Here is an 18,160-nt window from a genome sequence, read left to right on the forward strand (position 1 = left end):
ACCACAAGGGTTGATCACTGTCAATCCGTGTCGCACACGTTGCCCGGAGTTTCCCTGCGGAGCGGGGTGAGCGCGGCGCGCACGGAGGACCAGGAGCGCAGCCTCGCGCCGACGGCCTCGCCGGCCGTGGTGACGGCCTCCCGGTGGGCGGTCTCCAGCACGTCGTCCAGGAGCACCCGCCGGTCGGCGGTGGCGGACAGCACCGCCGCCTCGACCATGGCCAGGCTCAGCACGTTCTCGTGCACCTCGCCCATGGGCACGGTCCCGGTGCGCAGGGCGTGCGTGAACTCGGCGAGGGAGCCGTCGATGCCCTCGCCGGGGCTGGGCATCCGCAGCTCCGGCGGCAGCTCAGGATCGGCGTCCGGCTCGGGCACCTCGGCGTCCGGCACGCCGGCGGCGGGACCGCCGGCCGCGGGACCGCCGGTGGCCTCCAGCTCGGCGGGGTCGTCGCCCGACCAGCGGGCGGTGCCGTGCTCGCCGCTGAGCCGCCAGGACCCGTTCCAGGAGGTCTCCATGCCGGTGCTGCACCAGCTGCCCGTGTAGACGTAGCGGATCCCGTCGGTGAACTCGAAGATCGCGGTGGTGGCCGCGTCGCCCGCGTACCAGCTCCACGCCGGGTTGTACTCCTGGCAGTAGACGGAGACGGGCTCGGCGTCGAGGAGGTAGCGGGCACTGTCGAACGGGTGGATGGCCATGTCGAGCAGCAGCGGATGCGCCATGGCGTCGCGGAAGCCGCCGAAGTGCGGGCCCCGGAAGAACTCCGTGGTGAGGATGCCGAGCGCGCCGAGCCGGCCGGCCAGTCGCCGGAAATGGGCCAGCTGCCGGTTGTAGCGGCGGGACTGGCTGACCATGAACAGCCGCCCCGACAGCTCGGTCGCGGCGACCAGCCGCAGCGCCTCGGCCAGGGTCGCGGCCACCGGCTTCTCGCCGAGCACCGGCAGCCCCAGGTCGAGGGCCTGGAGGGTGACCGGGAGATGGGCGGCGGGCACGGTCACGTCGATCACGGCGTCCGCCTCGGTGGCCGCGGCCACCGAGGCCAGGTCGGTGCCGGTGGGCAGGTCGGGGACGCCCGCCTCCACGGCGGCGGCCCGCGCCGCCAGCGGGTCCAGGTCGACGATCCCGGCGAGCACCACGTCGGACGCGGCGGTCAGGGCCCGCAGCCAGGCCCGGCCCATGGAGCCGGCGCCGACGACGAGCATCCGCAGCGGGCGGCCGTCCGCCGCCACGGTCGCGAAGGCCGGCCCGGTCATGCCGCCGGCTCCGGGTCCGCGAACCAGCCGGCGGCGCTGCGGGCGATGTCGGGCAGCGCCCGTTCCCGGGACGGCGCCGCCCAGGTCACCGCGTTGGCGATGACCCGGCGCACGTCGGGGTGGTGGTAGACGGGATAGTCCTGGTCGCCGGGGCTGAAGTAGAAGATCTTCCCGTGGCCGCGCCGGAAGGTGCAGCCGCTGCGGAACACCTCGCCGCCCGTGAACGAGCTGACGAACACCAGCTCGTCGGGGGCGGGGATGTCGAAGAACTCCCCGTACATCTCCTGTTCGTCGATGACGATCGGGTGGGGCACGCCGTCGGCGATGGGATGCGTCGGGTTCACCGTCCAGACCAGCTCGCGGTCCCGCTCGTTGCGCCAGCGCAGGGTGCAGGTGGTGCCCATCAGCCGGACGAAGATCTTCGAGAAGTGCCCCGAGTGCAGCACGATCAGCCCCATGCCGGACAGCACGTGCCGGTGCACCCGCTCCACCACCTCGTCGGCGACCTCGCCGTGCGCCATGTGTCCCCACCAGGTGAGGACGTCGGTCTCGGCCAGCACGGCCTCGGTCAGGCCGTGTTCGGGATCGTCCAGGGTCGCGGTGCGGACGGTGACGCCGGCGCCGAGGTGCGTGGAGACGCCGTCGGCGACGGCGCCGTGCATCCCGTCCGGGTACAACTCGGCGACGTTCGCGTCCCGTTGTTCGTGGCGGCCCTCGCCCCAGACGGTCACCCGCAGCGGGGCGGTGAGGGGAGCGGCGGAGAGGATCGGTGCGGAGGGGGTTGGCGCGGAAAGCGCTGGTTCGGAGTGTGACGGCATCGCGCGACGCTAGGTCGCCCCGCTCGGAACCGTCAAGAGGGTGCCCGACCAGCGGGCAGGGCGCGGGCTCGTCGGTGACGGGCCCGCGCCCCGGGGTGGTGCTGGGTGGTGCGGAGGTGCTCAGGCGGTGCAGCTGACGGTGGCGTCGGCCCAGTCCGCGTGGTCGGAGTTCTTGCCGTTGCCGCCGTCGGTGACGACCAGTTCGACGAAGCTGGCGCCGCTCACGTCGGCCGTGAGTGGCTGCGCCGGGGCGGTGCCGTTGAGCACGCCGGTGGCGGCGACCCGGGTGCCGTCGGCCCAGACCTCGAAGGTGACGCTGCCGCGCTGCGGCGGCCCACCGCCCGCCCCGGCCGCGTCGTCGATGCCGACCTGGGCGGAGAACACGTCACACCGGCCGGCGGTGTAGATCTCGACCGTGCTGGGCGCGTGGGTGCCCAGCCCCTTGTCGAAGACCGTGCCCTCGATGGTGATCGGCGTGCCGTCGCCCGCCGCGACGCTGCCGACGTTGGTGTCCCGCTCGACGGGCCCCTGACCGTTCGCCTCGCGCACGAACGCCAGATCGCTGACGTACGAGGTGCCCTCGCCCGGCGGGACGAGGACCTGCGCTTCCACGGTCAGCGAGTCCTGTCGCGGCTGGTGGCGTGGTGAGCGGTAGTCCGCGGTGACCGTGAGGTCGTAGCTGCCGCCCGGGGTGCCCGGCGGGATCTCCACCGTCCAGTCGGTGGTCAGCGCGGCGTCCGTCGCCAGGGCCGGGGACGTGGTGGCCGAGCCGGCCTCGATCGTCCAGCCCTCGGGGCCAGCGACGTCGACGGAGACGGACTTCGCCGGGGTGCGGCCCAGGTTGGTGACGGCCGTGGTCAGCTCCGCCGTGGTGCCGGCCTCGCTCTGGACGGCGCTGGCGCCGACCTCGACGGCCGACGGGTACTGGGCCCAGTCGCCGTCCGGCGACACCCGGAAGACCTCGATGCCGTGGGCGGGCACGGTGGCGGAGATGGTGCCCGCGGTCTGGTAGCTCTCGTGCTCCCAGAGGTCACGCATCTCGTAGGCGTCCGCCGCCGGCAGCCCGACCGCCTCGGCGGTGGTCCCGACGTGCTGCGCCGTGTCGGACTCGTTGAACAGCGCGACCGCGCGGCTGCCGTCCGCCATCTCCTTGCTGAGCACCCAGGCGCCGTTCTCGGAGGAGACGACGGTGCCCTGGCGGCCGAGCGGGTCCTGGTCGACGGCGATGACCTCGGTGTTGCCGAGGATGTCGAACGTCTCCTCGCTGGCCACCCGCAGGTCCGAGCCGATGAGCAGCGGCGCGGCCATCATCGCCCACAGGCTGAAGTGGCTGCGGTACTCGGTGTCCGTCATGCCGCCGTTGCCGACCTCCAGCATGTCCGGGTCGTTCCAGTGGCCCGGGCCCGCGTACTCGGCGAGCTCCACGTTCCGCTTGAAGATCGACATCACGCTGTCCCAGGTGTCGGTGATGTCGCCGGTCGTGCGCCACAGGTGGCCGACGTCCTGGGCCCAGGTCCAGGGCTGGTTCTGACCCCACTCGCAGATGCTGTAGACGATGTCGCGTCCGGTGGCCGCGAGCGCGTCGCGCATCGCGGTGTAGCGCTCGACGGCGTCCACACCCTGGTTGTTGCAGTTGTCGTACTTGAGGTAGTCCACACCCCAGTCGGCGAACTGCTGCGCGTCGCTGACCTCGTGGCCCAGCGCGCCGGGGAAGCCCGCCGGATTGCAGGTCTTCGTGCCGGCGCTCGTGTAGATGCCGAACTTCAGGCCCTTGGAGTGGATGTAGTCGCCGAGGGCGTCGAGGCCGCTCGGGAAGCGTTCGGGGTCGGGTACCAGCTTGCCGTTCTCGTCGCGTTCGGGGAGCGCCCAGCAGTCGTCAAGGTTGACGTACTCGTACCCGGCGTCCTTGAGCCCGGACTCGACGAAGAGATCGGCGATGCCCCTGACCATCTCCTCGTTGAACTCCGGGCGGCAGTGCGTGGAGTTCCAGTTGTTGAAGCCCATCGGGGGCGTCAGGGCCAGGTTGTCGCCGGGTGGCGCGGCCACCGCGTCGGGGGCGACGTCCGTGGGCGTCGCGGACGCCGCCGGCGCGGCGACGCCCATGGCGCAGGCGAACGCGACCGCTAAGGTCGCGAGACGTCTCCGTGGTTGGGAAGAGCGCATGGTTCCGGGGTACCTCCATCTTCGCAGGATCACGGAACGTGATCACCCTGGCTGTGCCGGGGTGAGCGCTCATGTTAGTTCTTGTCGCTACCTGTCGGAAGGAGTCTGTTCGAATAGGGATCATCCGAAGTCTCGAACGCGGTACTGCATCACGCGGTAGGGCCACCCCGCCGCGGTGTTCCACTGGCTGACCGACAGGTGCAGGTCGGACAGGGTGGACCCGGGGATGACGTAACCCCCGTAGAGCTGGGCGACGTGCGAGTCGTCCTCCTGCCCCCACGCCCCGCCCCAGATCAGGGTCTGCCGGTGGGCGGTGTAGAGGTTCGAGGTCGGGGTGTCCATGATGATGCCGTCGATGCGGTAGTCACCCGCGTTGAACCAGGTCAGGACCCATTTGCCGCCCAGCGGCCGCAGGCACAGCTCGCCGAACCGGCCCTCCAGGATCGGGGTCGGCGGGTTGCCCCACGCCCACACCCCGTCCCGGTAGCCCCACGGCTCGTACGCGGCGAGGTCGGTCAGCCGGTCGGACCGCACCCGGTGCAGGATGATCGGCTTGTCCCGCTGGAACCCGGTCGAGTAGACGTAGACGAAGCCGTCGTTGCCCTCGCCCCAGCCGAACAGCTGGAACATCCCGCCGTGCAGGTCCGGCGGGAACTTCGCGCCGGTGTGCGTCCAGGTGGCGCCGGAGTCGTCCGAGCGCCAGATCTCCGTCCAGACCACGTTGCCGAGGCCCTTGTTCACCATGACGTGCAGATAGATGGTGCCGCCGATGGTGATCACGTCGGAGGGCAGCACGGTGGAGAACACCGGGTTGTCGTGCTCGTAGAACCAGAACTGCTCGGCCGCGGCACCGCCCACCGCGCCCGACCAGGTCACCCCGGCGTCGAGGTCGGTGGTGCTGGACCAGAGGCCCACCGGCGAACGCCACCAGCCGGCGCCCACCGCCGCGCCCTCGAAGGTGTCGCCGAAGACGAACAGCAGCCGGCCGTCGGGGGTCCGCACGGGGATGCCCAGGTCCGTGGCCTCCATCCGGAACCGGGTGGTCAGTCCCGGACCGGTGAGGTCGGCGATCTTCGTCGTCTGGAGCGCCCGGGTCCCCGGGCCGCTCCCGCCGGTGGCCGCGGCGGCGAGACCCGGGGCGTGCAGGGCGAGCCCGCCGCCCACGACGCCCGCCGCCGCTCCCCTGAGGAACCCGCGCCGACCGGTCGGTCCTTCGTTCTGCCTGGTCATGCGCGTGTCCTCCTGGTGTGGTCCGCGGGTCCCGGGGCGGGTCAGGCGATGTGGTCCCGGATCCAGACGCCGGCCTCCTTCAGCGCGCCCGGGTCCGCCCACTGCCCGCTGGAGCAGGTGTCGGGCTGGAAGACCGCGCCGCTGCGGAAGTCGTCGGAGTAGTTCCAGTTGGTCCAGCTGATGTTCTTCTCCGCCAGCAGGTCCAGGTAGCGCTGCGCCATGGCGAAGTCGTTGGGGCCGTCGCCGGTGTACTCCTGGGTGCCGAACTCCGTGACGAACATCGGAAGCTGCTCCGCGGCCCGGGAGAGGGTGTTCAGATACTCGTCCTGGTGCGACGCCGCGTAGAAGTGGAAGGTGTACATGACGTTCTCGGCGTTCACCGGGTCGGCGACGATCTCGGACTCGTCCGTGCCGTCGGAGACGCCGAGCGAGGACCAGGCCGGGGTGCCCACCAGGACGACCGCGTCGGGGTCACCGGCCCGCACCACCGGGATCATCTCCTCGGCGTAGCTCCTGATCGACTGCCAGCCCACGCCGTTGGGCTCGTTGGCGATCTCGTAGATCAGGTTGTCCTGGTCGCCGTGGCGTTCGGTGATGTCGGTGAAGAACTGCCGCGCCAGGTCCGTGTTGGCGTTCGGGTCGCCCGGGTCGAGCATGTGCCAGTCCACGATGACGTACATGCCGCGGGCCGTCGCCTGGTCGATGATGCGGCTGGCCAGGTCGGTGAAGTACTCGGGGTCCGTCTCGTACCCGTCCTCCTGGACGTACGTGGACACCCGCAGCACGTCCGCGCCCCAGTCGTTGGCCAGCACGTCCAGGGACTCGTCGGTCACGCAGTGCTCGAACCACTGGGTGCCGTGGGTGCTCATCCCGCGCAGCTGCACCGGCTGCCCGTCCTCGCCGCACAGCGTGGTGCCGCACACCTCGAGGCGCCCGTGGTCCTCGAACGGGGTGGCCGCAGCGGCCTGGGTGGTGGACGCCGAGACGAGGCCCGCGACGGCGGCGCACAGCGCCGTCAGGCCGCCGGCCCAGGCCAGGGCGCGCCCGCGGCGGGACCCGTGGCGGCCGGCCCGGCCCGAAACAAGGGGGTGGCGTGATGACATGGCCGTCCTCTCCAGAACACCGGGTGTGACGGACCCGGAGGTGGGGGTGATGGAGCTGAGGTCGTTGTGACCGTAAGCGGAAGCCCGACGCGGGTCAACAGGTCTGCACCACTGCCCGACCACCCGAACGGGGAACGCCGCCCCGCCCGCGGAGTCCCGGCGGCGCCGGACGCGGGCGAGGCGGCGGATGAGGCGGCGGATGAGGTGGTGGATGCACCAAGCCGCCCCGCACCGGGACCAGTTGGCCGCGCAGTGCGGGCGGCTCGGCGGCTAGCCGGGGAGCGTCGGGGCGTCCGCCTCGGTGAACTCGCGGGTGCCGAGGACGTGACCGCGCCGGTCCAGCGCCCTGACGCGGTACGCGGTCGCGTCCCCGGGGCACCTGACGGTGGCGGTGGTCTCGAAGCCGGTCCTGCGGACGGTGTCCAGGGGGACGAAGCCCTGACGCGGTACGCGGGCCTCGATGCGCCAGTGGCGCACCTCCGTGGCGCCGTTCCATGACAGGTGGAAGGTGCGGCGGCCGGCGGCGTCCGGGTCGGTCCAGGCCATGTCGGGCGGCGTGGCCGGCATCCCCTTCCAGTCGGCGCGCAGCGTCCGGTAGGTGACGGTGCCCTGCTCGAAGCTGCCGGTGAACACGGGTTCGCCGTCGCGGAACTCCACCATCGTCGAGGAGCTTCCGTAGGAGACGAGACGGCCGCCGCGCTCCGTCTCCTGGTTGTTGCCCATGGCCTCGCCGAAGACGGGTTCGGCGGGCCGGAGGTCCTCGTCCAGCCGGGCGGTCATCCGCTTCTCGTCGAGGGTCCAGACCGCGCCGCGCGAGTGCTGCGGGTCGCGGCTGTTGCCGTTGTCGAAGACCGAGAGTCGCCCGTCCGGCAGCCGCCGGGCGTCGTGCTGGAAGCTCGGCATGTCGGCGGCGTCGGCGAAGGCGAAGTCGCTGGCCCTGCCGCCGAACCGCCAGACGATCCCGCCGCTGGTCCGGTCGATCCGGTAGACGGTGCTGGTGTGCCTCCCGCTGACCAGGATGGTGCCGTCCCGGTCGTAGGCCAGGGAGTTGACGTGCAGGTAGTCCAGTGGCTCCGCCCTGTCCAGCGGCAGTTCCGACTCGGTGACCGGTATGTGGTCGAAGGAGTTCCACTCGAAGGTGACCCGGCCGGTGGCGGTGTCCTGTTCCTGCAGCAGCGCACCCACCACCGCGGCCTCGGCCGGTCCGCCGTGCGCGCTCAGGTCCATGGTGACGTGCTGGTAGGCCAGCAGCAGCACCCGGGACCCGTCGGGGCTCGTCGCGAAGTCGTGCATGTCGGTCTGGTGGCCGGCCACGGCGAAGGACGCCACCCGGGTGTAGGACGAGTCCAGCACGACGAACGCGCCGCCGGAGTACACGCTCAGGGCCGGCCTGCCCCGGAAGGTCAGGGGCGCGAGGGCCATGTGGTCGCCCTCGGCGATCCACACCGGTTCCCCGTCGTTGTCGTAGATGACCGCGCCGTGGAACGTGACCTCGTCCTCCAGCAGCTGGTAGCCACCCGACGCCGTCGGCCGGATGACGATGCCCTCGAGGGGCGTGGTGAGCAGGAAGCCGTCGCCCTCCCGACCGGTCCGCGTCGTCGTGAGCACCGGCGTCGGGGCGTCGGTCGCGCGCGTCCCGTGGAGGGTCCGCCCGGCCGCGGTCCCAGCCGTGGTCCCAGCCGTGGTCTGCGCGCCGAACGCGGGTACGGGCGCGACGAGCGGCGCGCCAACGGCTAAGGCGCCGGCCAGAACCGCGCGCCGACGGGGACCGCCGCTCCCGCCGCCTCGTGCCATACGTCCTCGTTGCTGCATGGGGATCCCTTCTCTCCCGGGCGGCGAGCCCGGATAGTGCCGGGTGATTTCGCCGTGTGAACAAAAACCGGTCGGCTGTTCCGGGAAAGAGGATGCGCACGGGGAAATGAGAGACCGCTTAAGAAACGGGCATCCTCATCATATTCTCAGGTATCCCAGGCCGCGTGCGACCGCGTGCCGCGACCGCTCAGAAAACCCGGCCGCCCCGACGCGCCGGTGCGGCGTCGGGGCGGTGCGTCGGGGTCGTTCGTCGGAGGGCGGCGGCCTCATTCGGGCAGCGGGGGCGTGTCCTCCTCGGTGATCTCCCGGGTGCCGAGGACGTGGCCGTGCCGGTCCAGCGCCCTGATCCGGTAACGCGTCGCCTTCCGCGGCGCGGTGACCGTGGCCGCGGTCTCGAAGCCGGTCCTGCGGACGGTGTCCAGGGGCACGTAGCCGAGGAGCGGGACGCGGGCCTCGATGCGCCAGCACCGGACCTCGGTGGCGCCGTTCCAGCTGACGTAGAAGGTGCGGCGGCCCGCCGCGTCCGGCACGGTCCAGGCGACGTCCGGCGGCACGGCCGGGGTGCCCTTCCAGCCGGCGCGCCGCACCCGGTAGCTCTGCCTGCCGTCCTCGAAGTTCGCGGTGAACACCGGCTCGCCGTCCAGGAACTCCACGATCCGCGAGGTGATGCCGTAGGCGACCAGGTGGCTGCCCGAGTCCGTCATCTGGTTGCTGCCCCCGCTCGGCGAGAACACGGGCTCGTCCGGCTGGAGATCCTCGTCCAGCGTGGCGGTCATGGTGGTCTCGTCGAGGGACCAGACCGCGCCGCGCGAGTACTGGGGGTCGCGGTGGTTGCCGTTGTCGAACACCGACAGGCGGCCGTCCGCCAGGCGCAGCGCGTCGTGTTGGCTGCTGGGCATGCTCTCGGGATCGGCGAAGGTGAAGTCGCTGGCCTTGCCGCCGAACCGCCAGATGATCTCGCCGCTGGACCGGTCGATCTTGTAGATCGTGCTGGTCTCCTTCCCGCTCATCAGGATGTTGCCGTCGTGGTCGTACTTGAGCGAGTTCGTGTGCACGAAGTGCACGCCGTTCTGGATGGTCTGGTGCGTCTCGGTGAGCGGGATGTGGTCGAGGGCGTCCCACTCCCAGGTGACCTCGCCGGTCGTCGCGTCCTGCTCCTGGATGATCGAGGTGACGACCACCCCGTCGACGGACCCGCCGTAGGGACTCAGGTCGTAGGGCACGGGCAGGTAGGACAGGTGCAGCACCCGGGAGCTGTCCGGGCTGATCGTGAACTCGTGCGCGTCCGCGGTGAGTCCGACGATCGTGAACGAGGCGATCTCCTGGTAGGACGCGTCCAGCACGATGCCCTGGCCGTTCGAGAACATGCTCAGCGCCGGCCTGCCGCGGAAGGTGATGGGCGAGATGACACCGTGCTGCCCGGGGTACCACCACACGAGTTCGCCGTCGTTGTCGTAGATGGCCGCGCCCCGAGGGCTCGGCGGCTCCTCCGGCGGCTCGTCGCCGTCGTCGGACGCGGCGGCCTCCGAGGGTGGCGCGCTCCGGCTGCCGCTGGGCGTGCTCAGCAGCAGTCCCGGGTCCTCCCGGCCGGTGCGCGTGGTGGTCAACACCGCGGCGACGATGTCGGGGCGCGACCGGTAGACGGGCTCCGCCGTGGTCTCGGCGGCGGTTGGTGCGGCGGCCGGCGCCTCGGCCTGTCCGGCGGTCCGTCCGGCCGCGACCGCCCGTCCCGACGCGACGAGCGGCGTGCCCGCCGCTAACGCGCCGACCAGCACCGTCCGCCGGCGTGCTGTGAGGCCATCGGCATCGCCTCGTGAATTCCGTCCTCGCTGCTGCACGGACGTCTCCTCCTCGACCTGGGGACCCGTCGCCCCGTTCGTGTCACGCGGCGTCGCCGCGTGGTAAGGCTTTCGCATGTCGCGGAACGAGCATGCGCATGGTCCTGTGAGGATTCCGTAAGTTCGGGTCGGGGCGCAGCAGGCGCGGCGGGCACGGGAGTTCCGCGCCGCCCGGGAGGCCGACACCGGCGGTGGTTACGCAAACAAATGGAAAGCGCTTTCCATGCGGGGTGCCCACCTCATAGGGTTGGCGCGGGCCGCCTAGGTCCTGTCCGGTGGGTCGGCGCGGGCCCGCGAAGATCCGCCGGACAGGGCTTAGCGCCCCCCACCTGCGATCGTTGCGAAGGGACCAGCACCACCATGCCGACTTCGACGGATCCGACGGGCGGCCGGCGCACGCGCTACGCGCTGGTCGGCACCGGAAGCAGGGCGCGCAGCTACCTGCGCGCCCTCGTCCTCGACCATCCGGACATGACGGAACTCGTCGCGCTGCTCGACCCGAACCCGACCCGACTGGACTTCCACCTGGAGTCGCTGCGCGAACTCGGCGTGGCCGAGGAGCAACTGCCGGCCCGGTACGCGGGCGGCGAGATCGAGCGCATGATCAGCGAGCGCTCCGTCGAGCGGGTGATCGTCACCTCGCCCGACCACACGCATGCCGACGTCGTCGCGCGGGTGCTGCTCGCGGGCGCGGACGTGATCGTCGAGAAGCCGCTGACGATCGACGCCGAGGGAACGCGTCGGATCACCGAGGCGATGGCGACCTCCGGACGCGAGGTCGTCGTCACCTTCAACTACCGCTACTCACCACGGAACTCGGCGCTGCGCGAGCTGATCGCCTCGGGCGCCCTGGGCCACGTCACCAGCGTGCAGTTCGAGTGGGTGCTCGACACCGCGCACGGTGCGGACTACTTCCGCCGCTGGCACCGCGACAAGGCGAACTCGGGCGGCCTGCTGGTGCACAAGGCGTCGCACCACTTCGACCTGGTCAACTGGTGGATCAACGACGTGCCGCGCCGGGTCTACGCCTCCGGCGGGCTGCGCTTCTACGGGGCGGAGAACGCCGCGCGCGACGGGCGGGGCGAACGCCCGGCCCGTGGCACCGGCGCGCCGGGAGCCGGCACCGACCCGTTCCTGCTGGACCTCCGCGCCGACGACGTCAACCGACGCCTCTACCTGGAGGCCGAGCAGCACGACGGCTACCTCCGCGACCAGGACGTCTTCACCGAGGGCATCACGATCGAGGACAACCTGTCCCTCGTCGTCGACTACGCCGGCGGCGCGTCGATGAGCTACGCGCTGAACGCGCACAGCCCGTGGGAGGGCTACCGGGTGGCGATCAACGGCACGGCCGGCCGCGCCGAGCTCGAGGTGGTGGAGCGTTCCGCGGTCCGGACCGAGGCGAGCCGCCCGGTCGTCGTCGACCCGAGCGCCACCGGCGACGCCGCCGCGACGGAGGGGGCCCGGCGGGCCGTCGAGCGCCTGCTCTTCCAGCCGCACTGGGAGGTGGCCAGGGAGGTTCCCATCCCCAAGGGCACCGGCGGGCACGGCGGCGGCGACGCGGCACTGGGCCGCGCGCTGTTCCGCGGCGTCAGCGACGACCCGCTGGGCCGGGCGGCGAACGTCGTCGACGGCCTGCACGCGGTCTCCGTCGGCATCGCCGGCAACCGCTCCCTCGCCACCGGCCTCCCGGTCCTGATCGCCGACCTGGACCTGGGGTCCGCTCCCGGCTAGCCGCCGGACGGCCACCGCCCGGTCGGGGCGCCGAAGAACTCGGTTGCCCCGCCCGGGCGACGCTGCCAGGGTCGGATCCCATGCCCACCTTCTCCGCGCACGACGGCACCACGCTCTCCTACCGGGTGTCGGGAGCCGGCGCGCCGCTGGTCTGCCTCGCCGGCGGGCCGATGCAGGACCCCGGCTACCTCGGCGACCTCGGCGGCCTGTCCGCGCACCGGCGGTTGGTCGTGCCGGACCCGCGCGGCACCGGCCGGTCGGCCGTCCCCGACGACCCGGCAAGCTACCGCTGCGATCGGCTGGTCGACGACGTGGAGGCGCTGCGCGAGCATCTCGGCCTCGACCGGCTCGACCTGCTCGCGCACTGCGCCGGCGCGAACCTGGCCGCGTCGTACGTCGCCCGCCATCCGGAACGCGTCGGCCGGCTGGCGCTGATCACGCCGAGCGTCTTCGCCGTCGGCATCGTCATCCCCGGGGAGGTCCGGCGCGAGACGGCGGAACTGCGGCGCGGCGAGCCGTGGTTCGACGAGGCGTTCGCGGCGTTGGGCGAGCTCGCCGCCGGACGGGTGACCGAGGACGCCGTCCGGGCTGTCGCCCCGCTCTCCTACGGCCGCTGGGACGCCGCCGCGCGGGCCCACCTGGCCGCGCAGGACGGCCGGCGGAACGAGGAGGCCGCGGCCGTCTTCGGCGCCGAGGGAGCCTACGACCCGCCGGCCATCCGCGCGGCGCTCGGCCGGTTCGCCGGCCCGGTGTTCGTGCTGGCCGGAGCGGTCGACGTCGCGGCGCCGCCGCCCGCGGTGACGGAGTACGCCGCGCTGTTCAAGGACGCCACCCTGGCCGTGCAGCCCGGCGGCGGGCACTTCCCGTGGCTCGACGACCCGGACCGTTTCGTGGACACCGTGGCGCCGCACCTGACCTGACCCGCGCCGGGAACGGGCCGGGGACGGCCCGTGTACCGGCGATGTACGCGCCGCGGCGAGCATGCTGCCCATGCTGGAGCGGAGCGAGGCGAACGAGACCGAGTCACTCCGGGCCCTCACCCGCGCGGTGACCACCGTCTGCGCGGACGTCCTGCGCCTGCCGGACGTCGGCCCGGACGACGACATCAACGACCTGTGCACCGACATGCGCACCGCCCTCGGCGTCGTCACGCTGCTCAACCAGTGGCTCGGCACGAGCCTCACGGTCGGGCGGCTGTTCCGGGAGCGGACCCCGGCCCGCCTCGCCCTCGCCCTCCGGAGATCCGGGGTGTCGGCCCCACCGGCCGCGACCGGGAGCGCGACCGCGACGACGGCCGGCGCGGGGGACGGCGGCGCGCCACGGGCCGAGGCGGACTTCTGGCGGGACTTCTGGGACACCACCTACCGCTTCTCCAGCCCGGCGCTGGACGACGAGTTCAACACCGCCGGCTGGCTGGACAAGCGGACCCTCGCCGCGCTTCCCGAGGCGCCGATGCGGGAGTGGGTGGACGCCACCGTCGCCCGCCTCCGCGCCCTGCCGGGGGACCGCGTGCTGGACGTCGGCTGCGGCACCGGGCTGATCCTCTTCGCCCTGGCGCCCGAGCGCAGCAGGTACGTCGGCGTCGACTTCTCCGCGGAGGCCGTCGGGCGGGTGCGCGCCCGTGTCGCGACGTCGCCCCGGCACGCCGGTACCGAGGTGCTCAGGGCGGCGGCGCACGAGGCCGCCGCCGCGGTCGGCGGCGAGTTCGACCTGATCGTGCTCAACTCGGTGGTCCAGTACTTCCCGGACGCCGACCACCTGACCCGGGTGCTGGCCTCGCTGGCCGGGCTGCTCGCCCCCGGTGGGGCGATCTTCGTCGGTGACGTGCGCAACGCGGACCTGCACGGCGCCCTGCACGCCTCCCTGGTGGCGGCGGACGCGCCGGACGACGCGCGCGCGGCGCGGGTGCACCGGGCCGTCGAACGCTCCATGACGCTGGACAACTCCCTGCTGCTGGGCCCGCGGCGGCTGACCCGCATCGTGCGGGACCTCTGGCCGGGCGCCGGCTGCCGGGTCCAGGTGCGGCGCGGCGTCCATCCGACGGAGATGAACCGCTTCCGCTACGACGCCCTCGTCGTGCCCGAGGGTCCGCCGGCGGCCCCGGAACCGGAGCGGCTGCCGTGGGCCGGCCCGCACCGGACGGGCCCGGTCGCCGCCGCCCTCGCCGCCGCGCTGCGGCGCGGCCCGGCGGACCTGGTGGTGCGGGACGTGCCCGACGAGCGGTCGTTCGGCGCCGCCCGGCTGGCCGCCGCCCTGGCCACGGCGCCCGAGGGGGAGACCATGGGGGAGCTGCGCCGGCGGCTGGTCCCGGTCGCGGAGCTCGACCCGGAGCACGCCTGGCGGCTCGGCCACGCGCACGGGTACGGCGCCGCCGTCGCGCCGGGCGCCCATCCGGGCCACGTGGATCTCGCGTTCCGGCGGGGCCGGGACGACGCCGCGGCGGCGGCCCTGCTGGACTGATCTCGCTCCCCTTCCCCTTCCCGCCTCCCCGCCCGTCAGCCGCCCGTCAGCCGCCGGTCAGCGACCGGGCGCGGCGGCGGGGAGGGCGGCGACCCGGGTGCCCGGATCCCGCACGATCGCCTCGACGGTCGAGAGCAGGTCGGTGACCAGACCCGCGACCTGCTCGGTGGGGAAGAGGCACCGGTTGCAGATCAGGCCGCCGCCGCGCCGGTCGTCGTCGATCACCACGATCGGCGAGCCCTTCTTGATCCAGGTCGGCAGCTGGGCCGCGGGGACGTCGGCCGCGCGCAGCACGGGCGCGGCGTCCGGGTCGGGGCCGCCCTCGACGAACGGCTGCTCGACCCGCAGCCCGGCGGCCTCCAGCGGGTCCCGGTCGGCGGCGGCGGACTGCAGCCAGGCGTCGAAGAGGTGGTTGTCCGGCCACGGCCGGTCGGCGGCGAGGCCGGGATACACCGCGCGGGCCAGGGAGAGGAAGGACGAGACGTGTTCCGTCGCGCCCACCGTCGCGGCGTGCACGGCGCGCACCACGTCGGCGAGCGGGTCGGTCGGCCGCACCGTCGCGGGCACGTACACGTTGTTGGTGAACTGGCAGACGGCGCGGCGGGACGCGACGGTCTCGCGGCCGGAGGTGGTGGTGCCGACGGTGACCCGCTCGGCGCCGGTGCGCAGCGCCAGCAGGATGTGGAAGGCCGCCATGAGGAGGATGTACGGCGTGGTCCGCAGGCGCCAGGCGCGCTGCCGCACCCCGTCGGCGGTCTCGGCGCGGAGCGTGAACGGGTGGTAGGTCTCGGCCGTCAGGTCGGTGTCAGGATCCGGAGTGCGGGCCGGGAACCGCAGGTAGCGCTCGGGGAGCCTCAGTTCGCGGCGCCAGTACGCCAGCCGGTCGGGCCGGTCGGCGATGCGTTCCCGCTGCATCGCGCTGATCTCGCGGAACGTGGGCGCCGGCGGGGCCTCGACCGGGCGGCCGGCGAGCCGGGCGCCGTAGGCCGCCAGCAGGTCCTCGACCAGCACCCGGCAGGACCAGCCGTCGGAGACGAGATGGAAGAAGCTGAGGGTCAGCAGGTGCCGCTCCGGCGCCAGGCGGACGAGGTTGGCGTGCCACAGCGGCCCGGCGAGCAGGTCGAACGTGCGGGTGCGTTCCCGGAACACCAGGCGGTCGATCCCGACGTCCTGCTCGTGCGGCGGGCGCCCGGTCAGGTCGACGAGCCGCAACGGGGCCGCCGCCCGGTGCCTGATCCGCACGGCCGGTTCGGGCCCCAGCCGGGTGAACACCATCCGGAGCGCCTCGTGGCGCCGCGTCACGTCGTCCAGGGCGGCGCGGAAGGTAGCGGGGTCGAGCCGGCCGTGGATCATCCGGCAGTCGACCACCAGCAGCCGGGCGGCGCTCGGGTCGTGCGGCGTCAGCGCCGTCATGAACTCCCACAGCGTCTCCTGGCTGGGGGCCAGCGGCAGTTCGGCATCTGTGGCCATCGGATTCCCTGCGGGTGTCGGCGGCCCGGGCGGACCGAGGGCGGCTGTGCGGACGGGCGGCTGTTGGGACGAGGGCGCGGTGAGGCGGGTCGGCCGTCATCCGCCGGCCGGCTTGGCCGGTCCCCAGAGCGGCAACGCCTCGTCGGGGGCCCGGCGGTGCGTCTCGTCGGTGGGCGGCCGGAAACCGGCGAACAGCAGGTCGGGCCGGCCCATCCGGAGCGCCGTGACGAACGCCGAACCGTCGAAGACCAGTTCCAGCAGCGACTGGGCGACGGAGTCCGCCACGGCCCGCGGCGAACGGTCGGGCCCGGCGCGGCGCAGCGCGCGACCGCCGACCAGGGCCGCCGCCGTCAGCGGCAGGGCCAGCAGGCTGCGACCGCGCGACCGGCGGGCGCCGGCCAGCCCGGCCACCGCCGTGACGGCGAGCGCGCTCACCGCGTTCAGCCGGAACTCCTGCCGGTCCGCGTGCCGGGCGCACAGCCACTGTTCGGAGCGGCCGTAGGTGACGAAGCGGTAGCACACGGACCGCAGGGTCTGGGCCACGGCGGCGTCGTGGATGACCCGGGCGTCCGGGTCGCAGAGGATCACGTAGCCGGCCCCGGTCAGCTTCAGGCCCAGATGCACGTCCTCGCCGCCGAGCGGGCTGGGGGAGTCCTCGGGGAAGCCGCCCACCTCGGCGAACACCTCGCGTCGGATGGCGGTGTTGCCGCCGAGGCACCAGGACATCCGGCGGTAGCGCAGGGCGTCCTCGTGGTCGCCGAGCAGCAGGTAGGAGCGCCGCATGATGCGGAAGGTGGCCGAGTCGCCCTGTTCGGTGCTGAGCGGTCCGGTGACCGCCCCGACCTCGGCGGGGGCGCGGCGCAGCCCGGTGGCGTACCGCTCCAGCAGGTCGGCCGGGCTGCGCTGGTCGGAGTCGGCGAACACCAGCAGGTCGTACCGCGCGTGCCGGGCGCCGAGGTTGCGCTTCGCCCCGACGTGGCGCGGGCCGCGCAGGTAACGGGCGCCGAACGCGGCGCAGTTCGCGCGGTGCCGCCGGGCGTCGTCGGGCGGGGAGTCGTCGACCACGATGATCTCGGCGGGCTCCGGGCAGTGCTCGACGGCCGTGCGGAGCGTTTCCAGCTGGCGGCGCAGCAGGTCGACCCGGCCCCGGACCGGGATGATCACCGACAGGCCGCGCCGCGGCTCCGCCGAGGGCCCGGCGCCGCGCGACTCATCGGTCACGGCGGGCTCCCACGGTCGTCCTGGCGGTCAGGGAGGGATTCGTGAGCATGCCCCGACCCTGCCGCCCGGGCGTACACCGGCGATACGCCCCCCGGGCCCGGGCCGTTGTCCGGAGCCCGGCTGGCATAGGGGACGGGTATGCGCCGCGTACCCGGCGGCACCAGTGTTCTTCCGACCCACGGACCCCAACGAGACGACGGATGGAGGCGGTTCGTGATGGGAGAGCTTTCCAAAGACGAGCTGGACCAGTACGCGGCGGACGGATTCCTGCTCAGGAAGGGGGTGTTCGACGCCGAGGAGGTGGCCGCGCTGGTGGCCGCCGCCGAGGCACTCTACGCGGAGGACTCGCCCGCCCGGACCGTCGAGCGCGACGGCGTCACCGTGCGGGCCGTGCACGGCTGCCACGCCTCCTCCGACGTTTTCGCCGGCCTGGTCCGGGATCCGCGGATGCTGCGCCCGGCGCAGCAGATCGTCGGCACCGACGACCTCTACATCCACCAGTCCAAGATCAACGCCAAACGGGCGCTGGACGGCGACGTCTGGCAGTGGCACCAGGACTACGTCTTCTGGCACGAGGAGGACGGGATGCCGGCGCCGCGCGTGGTGAACCTGGCGGTGCTGCTCGACGCGGCGACGGACATCAACGGGCCGCTGCTGCTGGTGCCGGGCTCGCACCGCCGCGGGCTGCTGGCCTCGGAACGGCGGGCGGACGAGGCGGACGGCAGCTTCTGGGACAGCCATCTGGCCGCCGACCTCAAGTACACGGTGCGGGTGGCGGACCTGGTGGCGCTCTCCGCGGCGTCGGGCATCGCCTCGGCGGTCGGTCCCGCCGGCTCCGTCCTGCTGTTCGACTCGCAGATCGTCCACGGTTCCGGGGTGAACATGTCCCCGATCGACCGGAGGATGGCCATCTTCAGCTACAACGCCGCGGCCAACGTGCCCGTCGCGCCGGGTGCCGGCCGGCCGGAGTTCCTCGCCTCCCGGGACGCCACGCCGCTGCGTCCCGCGTCGTGGCGCGGCCGCCTCGCCCCCGCCGGGACGCCCGGCGTCGGCTGACGGCC

At 73.2% G+C, this 18,160-nt stretch carries 13 protein-coding genes; 4 read left to right on the forward strand and 9 right to left on the reverse strand.

Annotated elements, in window-relative coordinates; all coding sequences use genetic code 11:
• Nucleotides 1-20 precede the first annotated feature (20 nt).
• The 7 genes from ABGB06_RS21540 to ABGB06_RS21570 form a co-directional block, all read right to left on the reverse strand.
• On the reverse strand, nt 21-1,250 hold the full coding sequence (locus tag ABGB06_RS21540) for a Gfo/Idh/MocA family oxidoreductase (RefSeq protein WP_347591820.1): 1,230 nt from the start codon (nt 1,248-1,250) through the stop codon (nt 21-23).
• Nucleotides 1,247-2,068: a ThuA domain-containing protein gene (locus ABGB06_RS21545; protein WP_347591822.1), complete on the reverse strand. Its 822-nt coding sequence runs from the start codon at nt 2,066-2,068 to the stop codon at nt 1,247-1,249. The genes ABGB06_RS21540 and ABGB06_RS21545 overlap by 4 nt, the downstream gene beginning before the upstream one ends.
• Nucleotides 2,069-2,188: 120 nt before the next feature.
• Complete coding sequence (locus tag ABGB06_RS21550; protein ID WP_347592060.1) at nt 2,189-4,171, reverse strand: NPCBM/NEW2 domain-containing protein; 1,983 nt, start codon at nt 4,169-4,171, stop codon at nt 2,189-2,191.
• A gap of 180 nt (nt 4,172-4,351) precedes the next feature.
• Nucleotides 4,352-5,461, reverse strand: coding sequence for a DUF4185 domain-containing protein (locus tag ABGB06_RS21555; protein ID WP_347591824.1), 1,110 nt, complete (start codon nt 5,459-5,461; stop codon nt 4,352-4,354).
• Nucleotides 5,462-5,502: 41 nt separating this feature from the next.
• A complete protein-coding gene (locus ABGB06_RS21560; RefSeq protein WP_347591826.1) occupies nt 5,503-6,564 on the reverse strand; it encodes a glycoside hydrolase family 5 protein in 1,062 nt (353 codons plus the stop codon).
• 270 nt (nt 6,565-6,834) lie between these two features.
• On the reverse strand, nt 6,835-8,172 hold the full coding sequence (locus ABGB06_RS21565; protein WP_347591828.1) for an arylsulfotransferase family protein: 1,338 nt from the start codon (nt 8,170-8,172) through the stop codon (nt 6,835-6,837).
• A gap of 470 nt (nt 8,173-8,642) precedes the next feature.
• A complete protein-coding gene (locus tag ABGB06_RS21570) occupies nt 8,643-10,151 on the reverse strand; it encodes an arylsulfotransferase family protein (RefSeq protein WP_347591830.1) in 1,509 nt (502 codons plus the stop codon).
• A gap of 423 nt (nt 10,152-10,574) precedes the next feature.
• Here ABGB06_RS21570 and ABGB06_RS21575 point away from each other — a divergent pair, with 423 nt between their 5' ends.
• The 3 genes from ABGB06_RS21575 to ABGB06_RS21585 all read left to right on the forward strand — a co-directional run bounded on the left by ABGB06_RS21575 (nt 10,575) and on the right by ABGB06_RS21585 (nt 14,408).
• On the forward strand, nt 10,575-11,948 hold the full coding sequence (locus ABGB06_RS21575; RefSeq protein WP_347591832.1) for a Gfo/Idh/MocA family oxidoreductase: 1,374 nt from the start codon (nt 10,575-10,577) through the stop codon (nt 11,946-11,948).
• An 80-nt stretch (nt 11,949-12,028) separates the two neighbouring features.
• On the forward strand, nt 12,029-12,868 hold the full coding sequence (locus ABGB06_RS21580; protein WP_347591834.1) for an alpha/beta hydrolase: 840 nt from the start codon (nt 12,029-12,031) through the stop codon (nt 12,866-12,868).
• 70 nt (nt 12,869-12,938) lie between these two features.
• A complete protein-coding gene (locus ABGB06_RS21585) occupies nt 12,939-14,408 on the forward strand; it encodes a methyltransferase (protein ID WP_347591836.1) in 1,470 nt (489 codons plus the stop codon).
• Between the two features lie 57 nt (nt 14,409-14,465).
• Here the strand turns inward: ABGB06_RS21585 and ABGB06_RS21590 are convergent, their stop codons facing one another.
• Both ABGB06_RS21590 and ABGB06_RS21595 read right to left on the reverse strand, forming a co-directional pair.
• Entirely contained in the window at nt 14,466-15,878 is a 1,413-nt protein-coding gene (locus ABGB06_RS21590) for a condensation domain-containing protein (protein ID WP_347591837.1), read from the reverse strand.
• Between the two features lie 96 nt (nt 15,879-15,974).
• On the reverse strand, nt 15,975-17,099 hold the full coding sequence (locus ABGB06_RS21595; protein WP_347591839.1) for a glycosyltransferase family 2 protein: 1,125 nt from the start codon (nt 17,097-17,099) through the stop codon (nt 15,975-15,977).
• Nucleotides 17,100-17,315: 216 nt separating this feature from the next.
• On the opposite strand from ABGB06_RS21595, the gene ABGB06_RS21600 reads away from it, so the two are divergent.
• Nucleotides 17,316-18,155, forward strand: coding sequence for a phytanoyl-CoA dioxygenase family protein (locus tag ABGB06_RS21600; RefSeq protein WP_347591841.1), 840 nt, complete (start codon nt 17,316-17,318; stop codon nt 18,153-18,155).
• The last annotated feature ends 5 nt before the right edge of the window (nt 18,156-18,160 follow it).

This window comes from Streptomyces sp. B6B3, assembly GCF_039871525.1.
Taxonomy (GTDB): Bacteria; Actinomycetota; Actinomycetes; order Streptomycetales; family Streptomycetaceae; genus Streptomyces.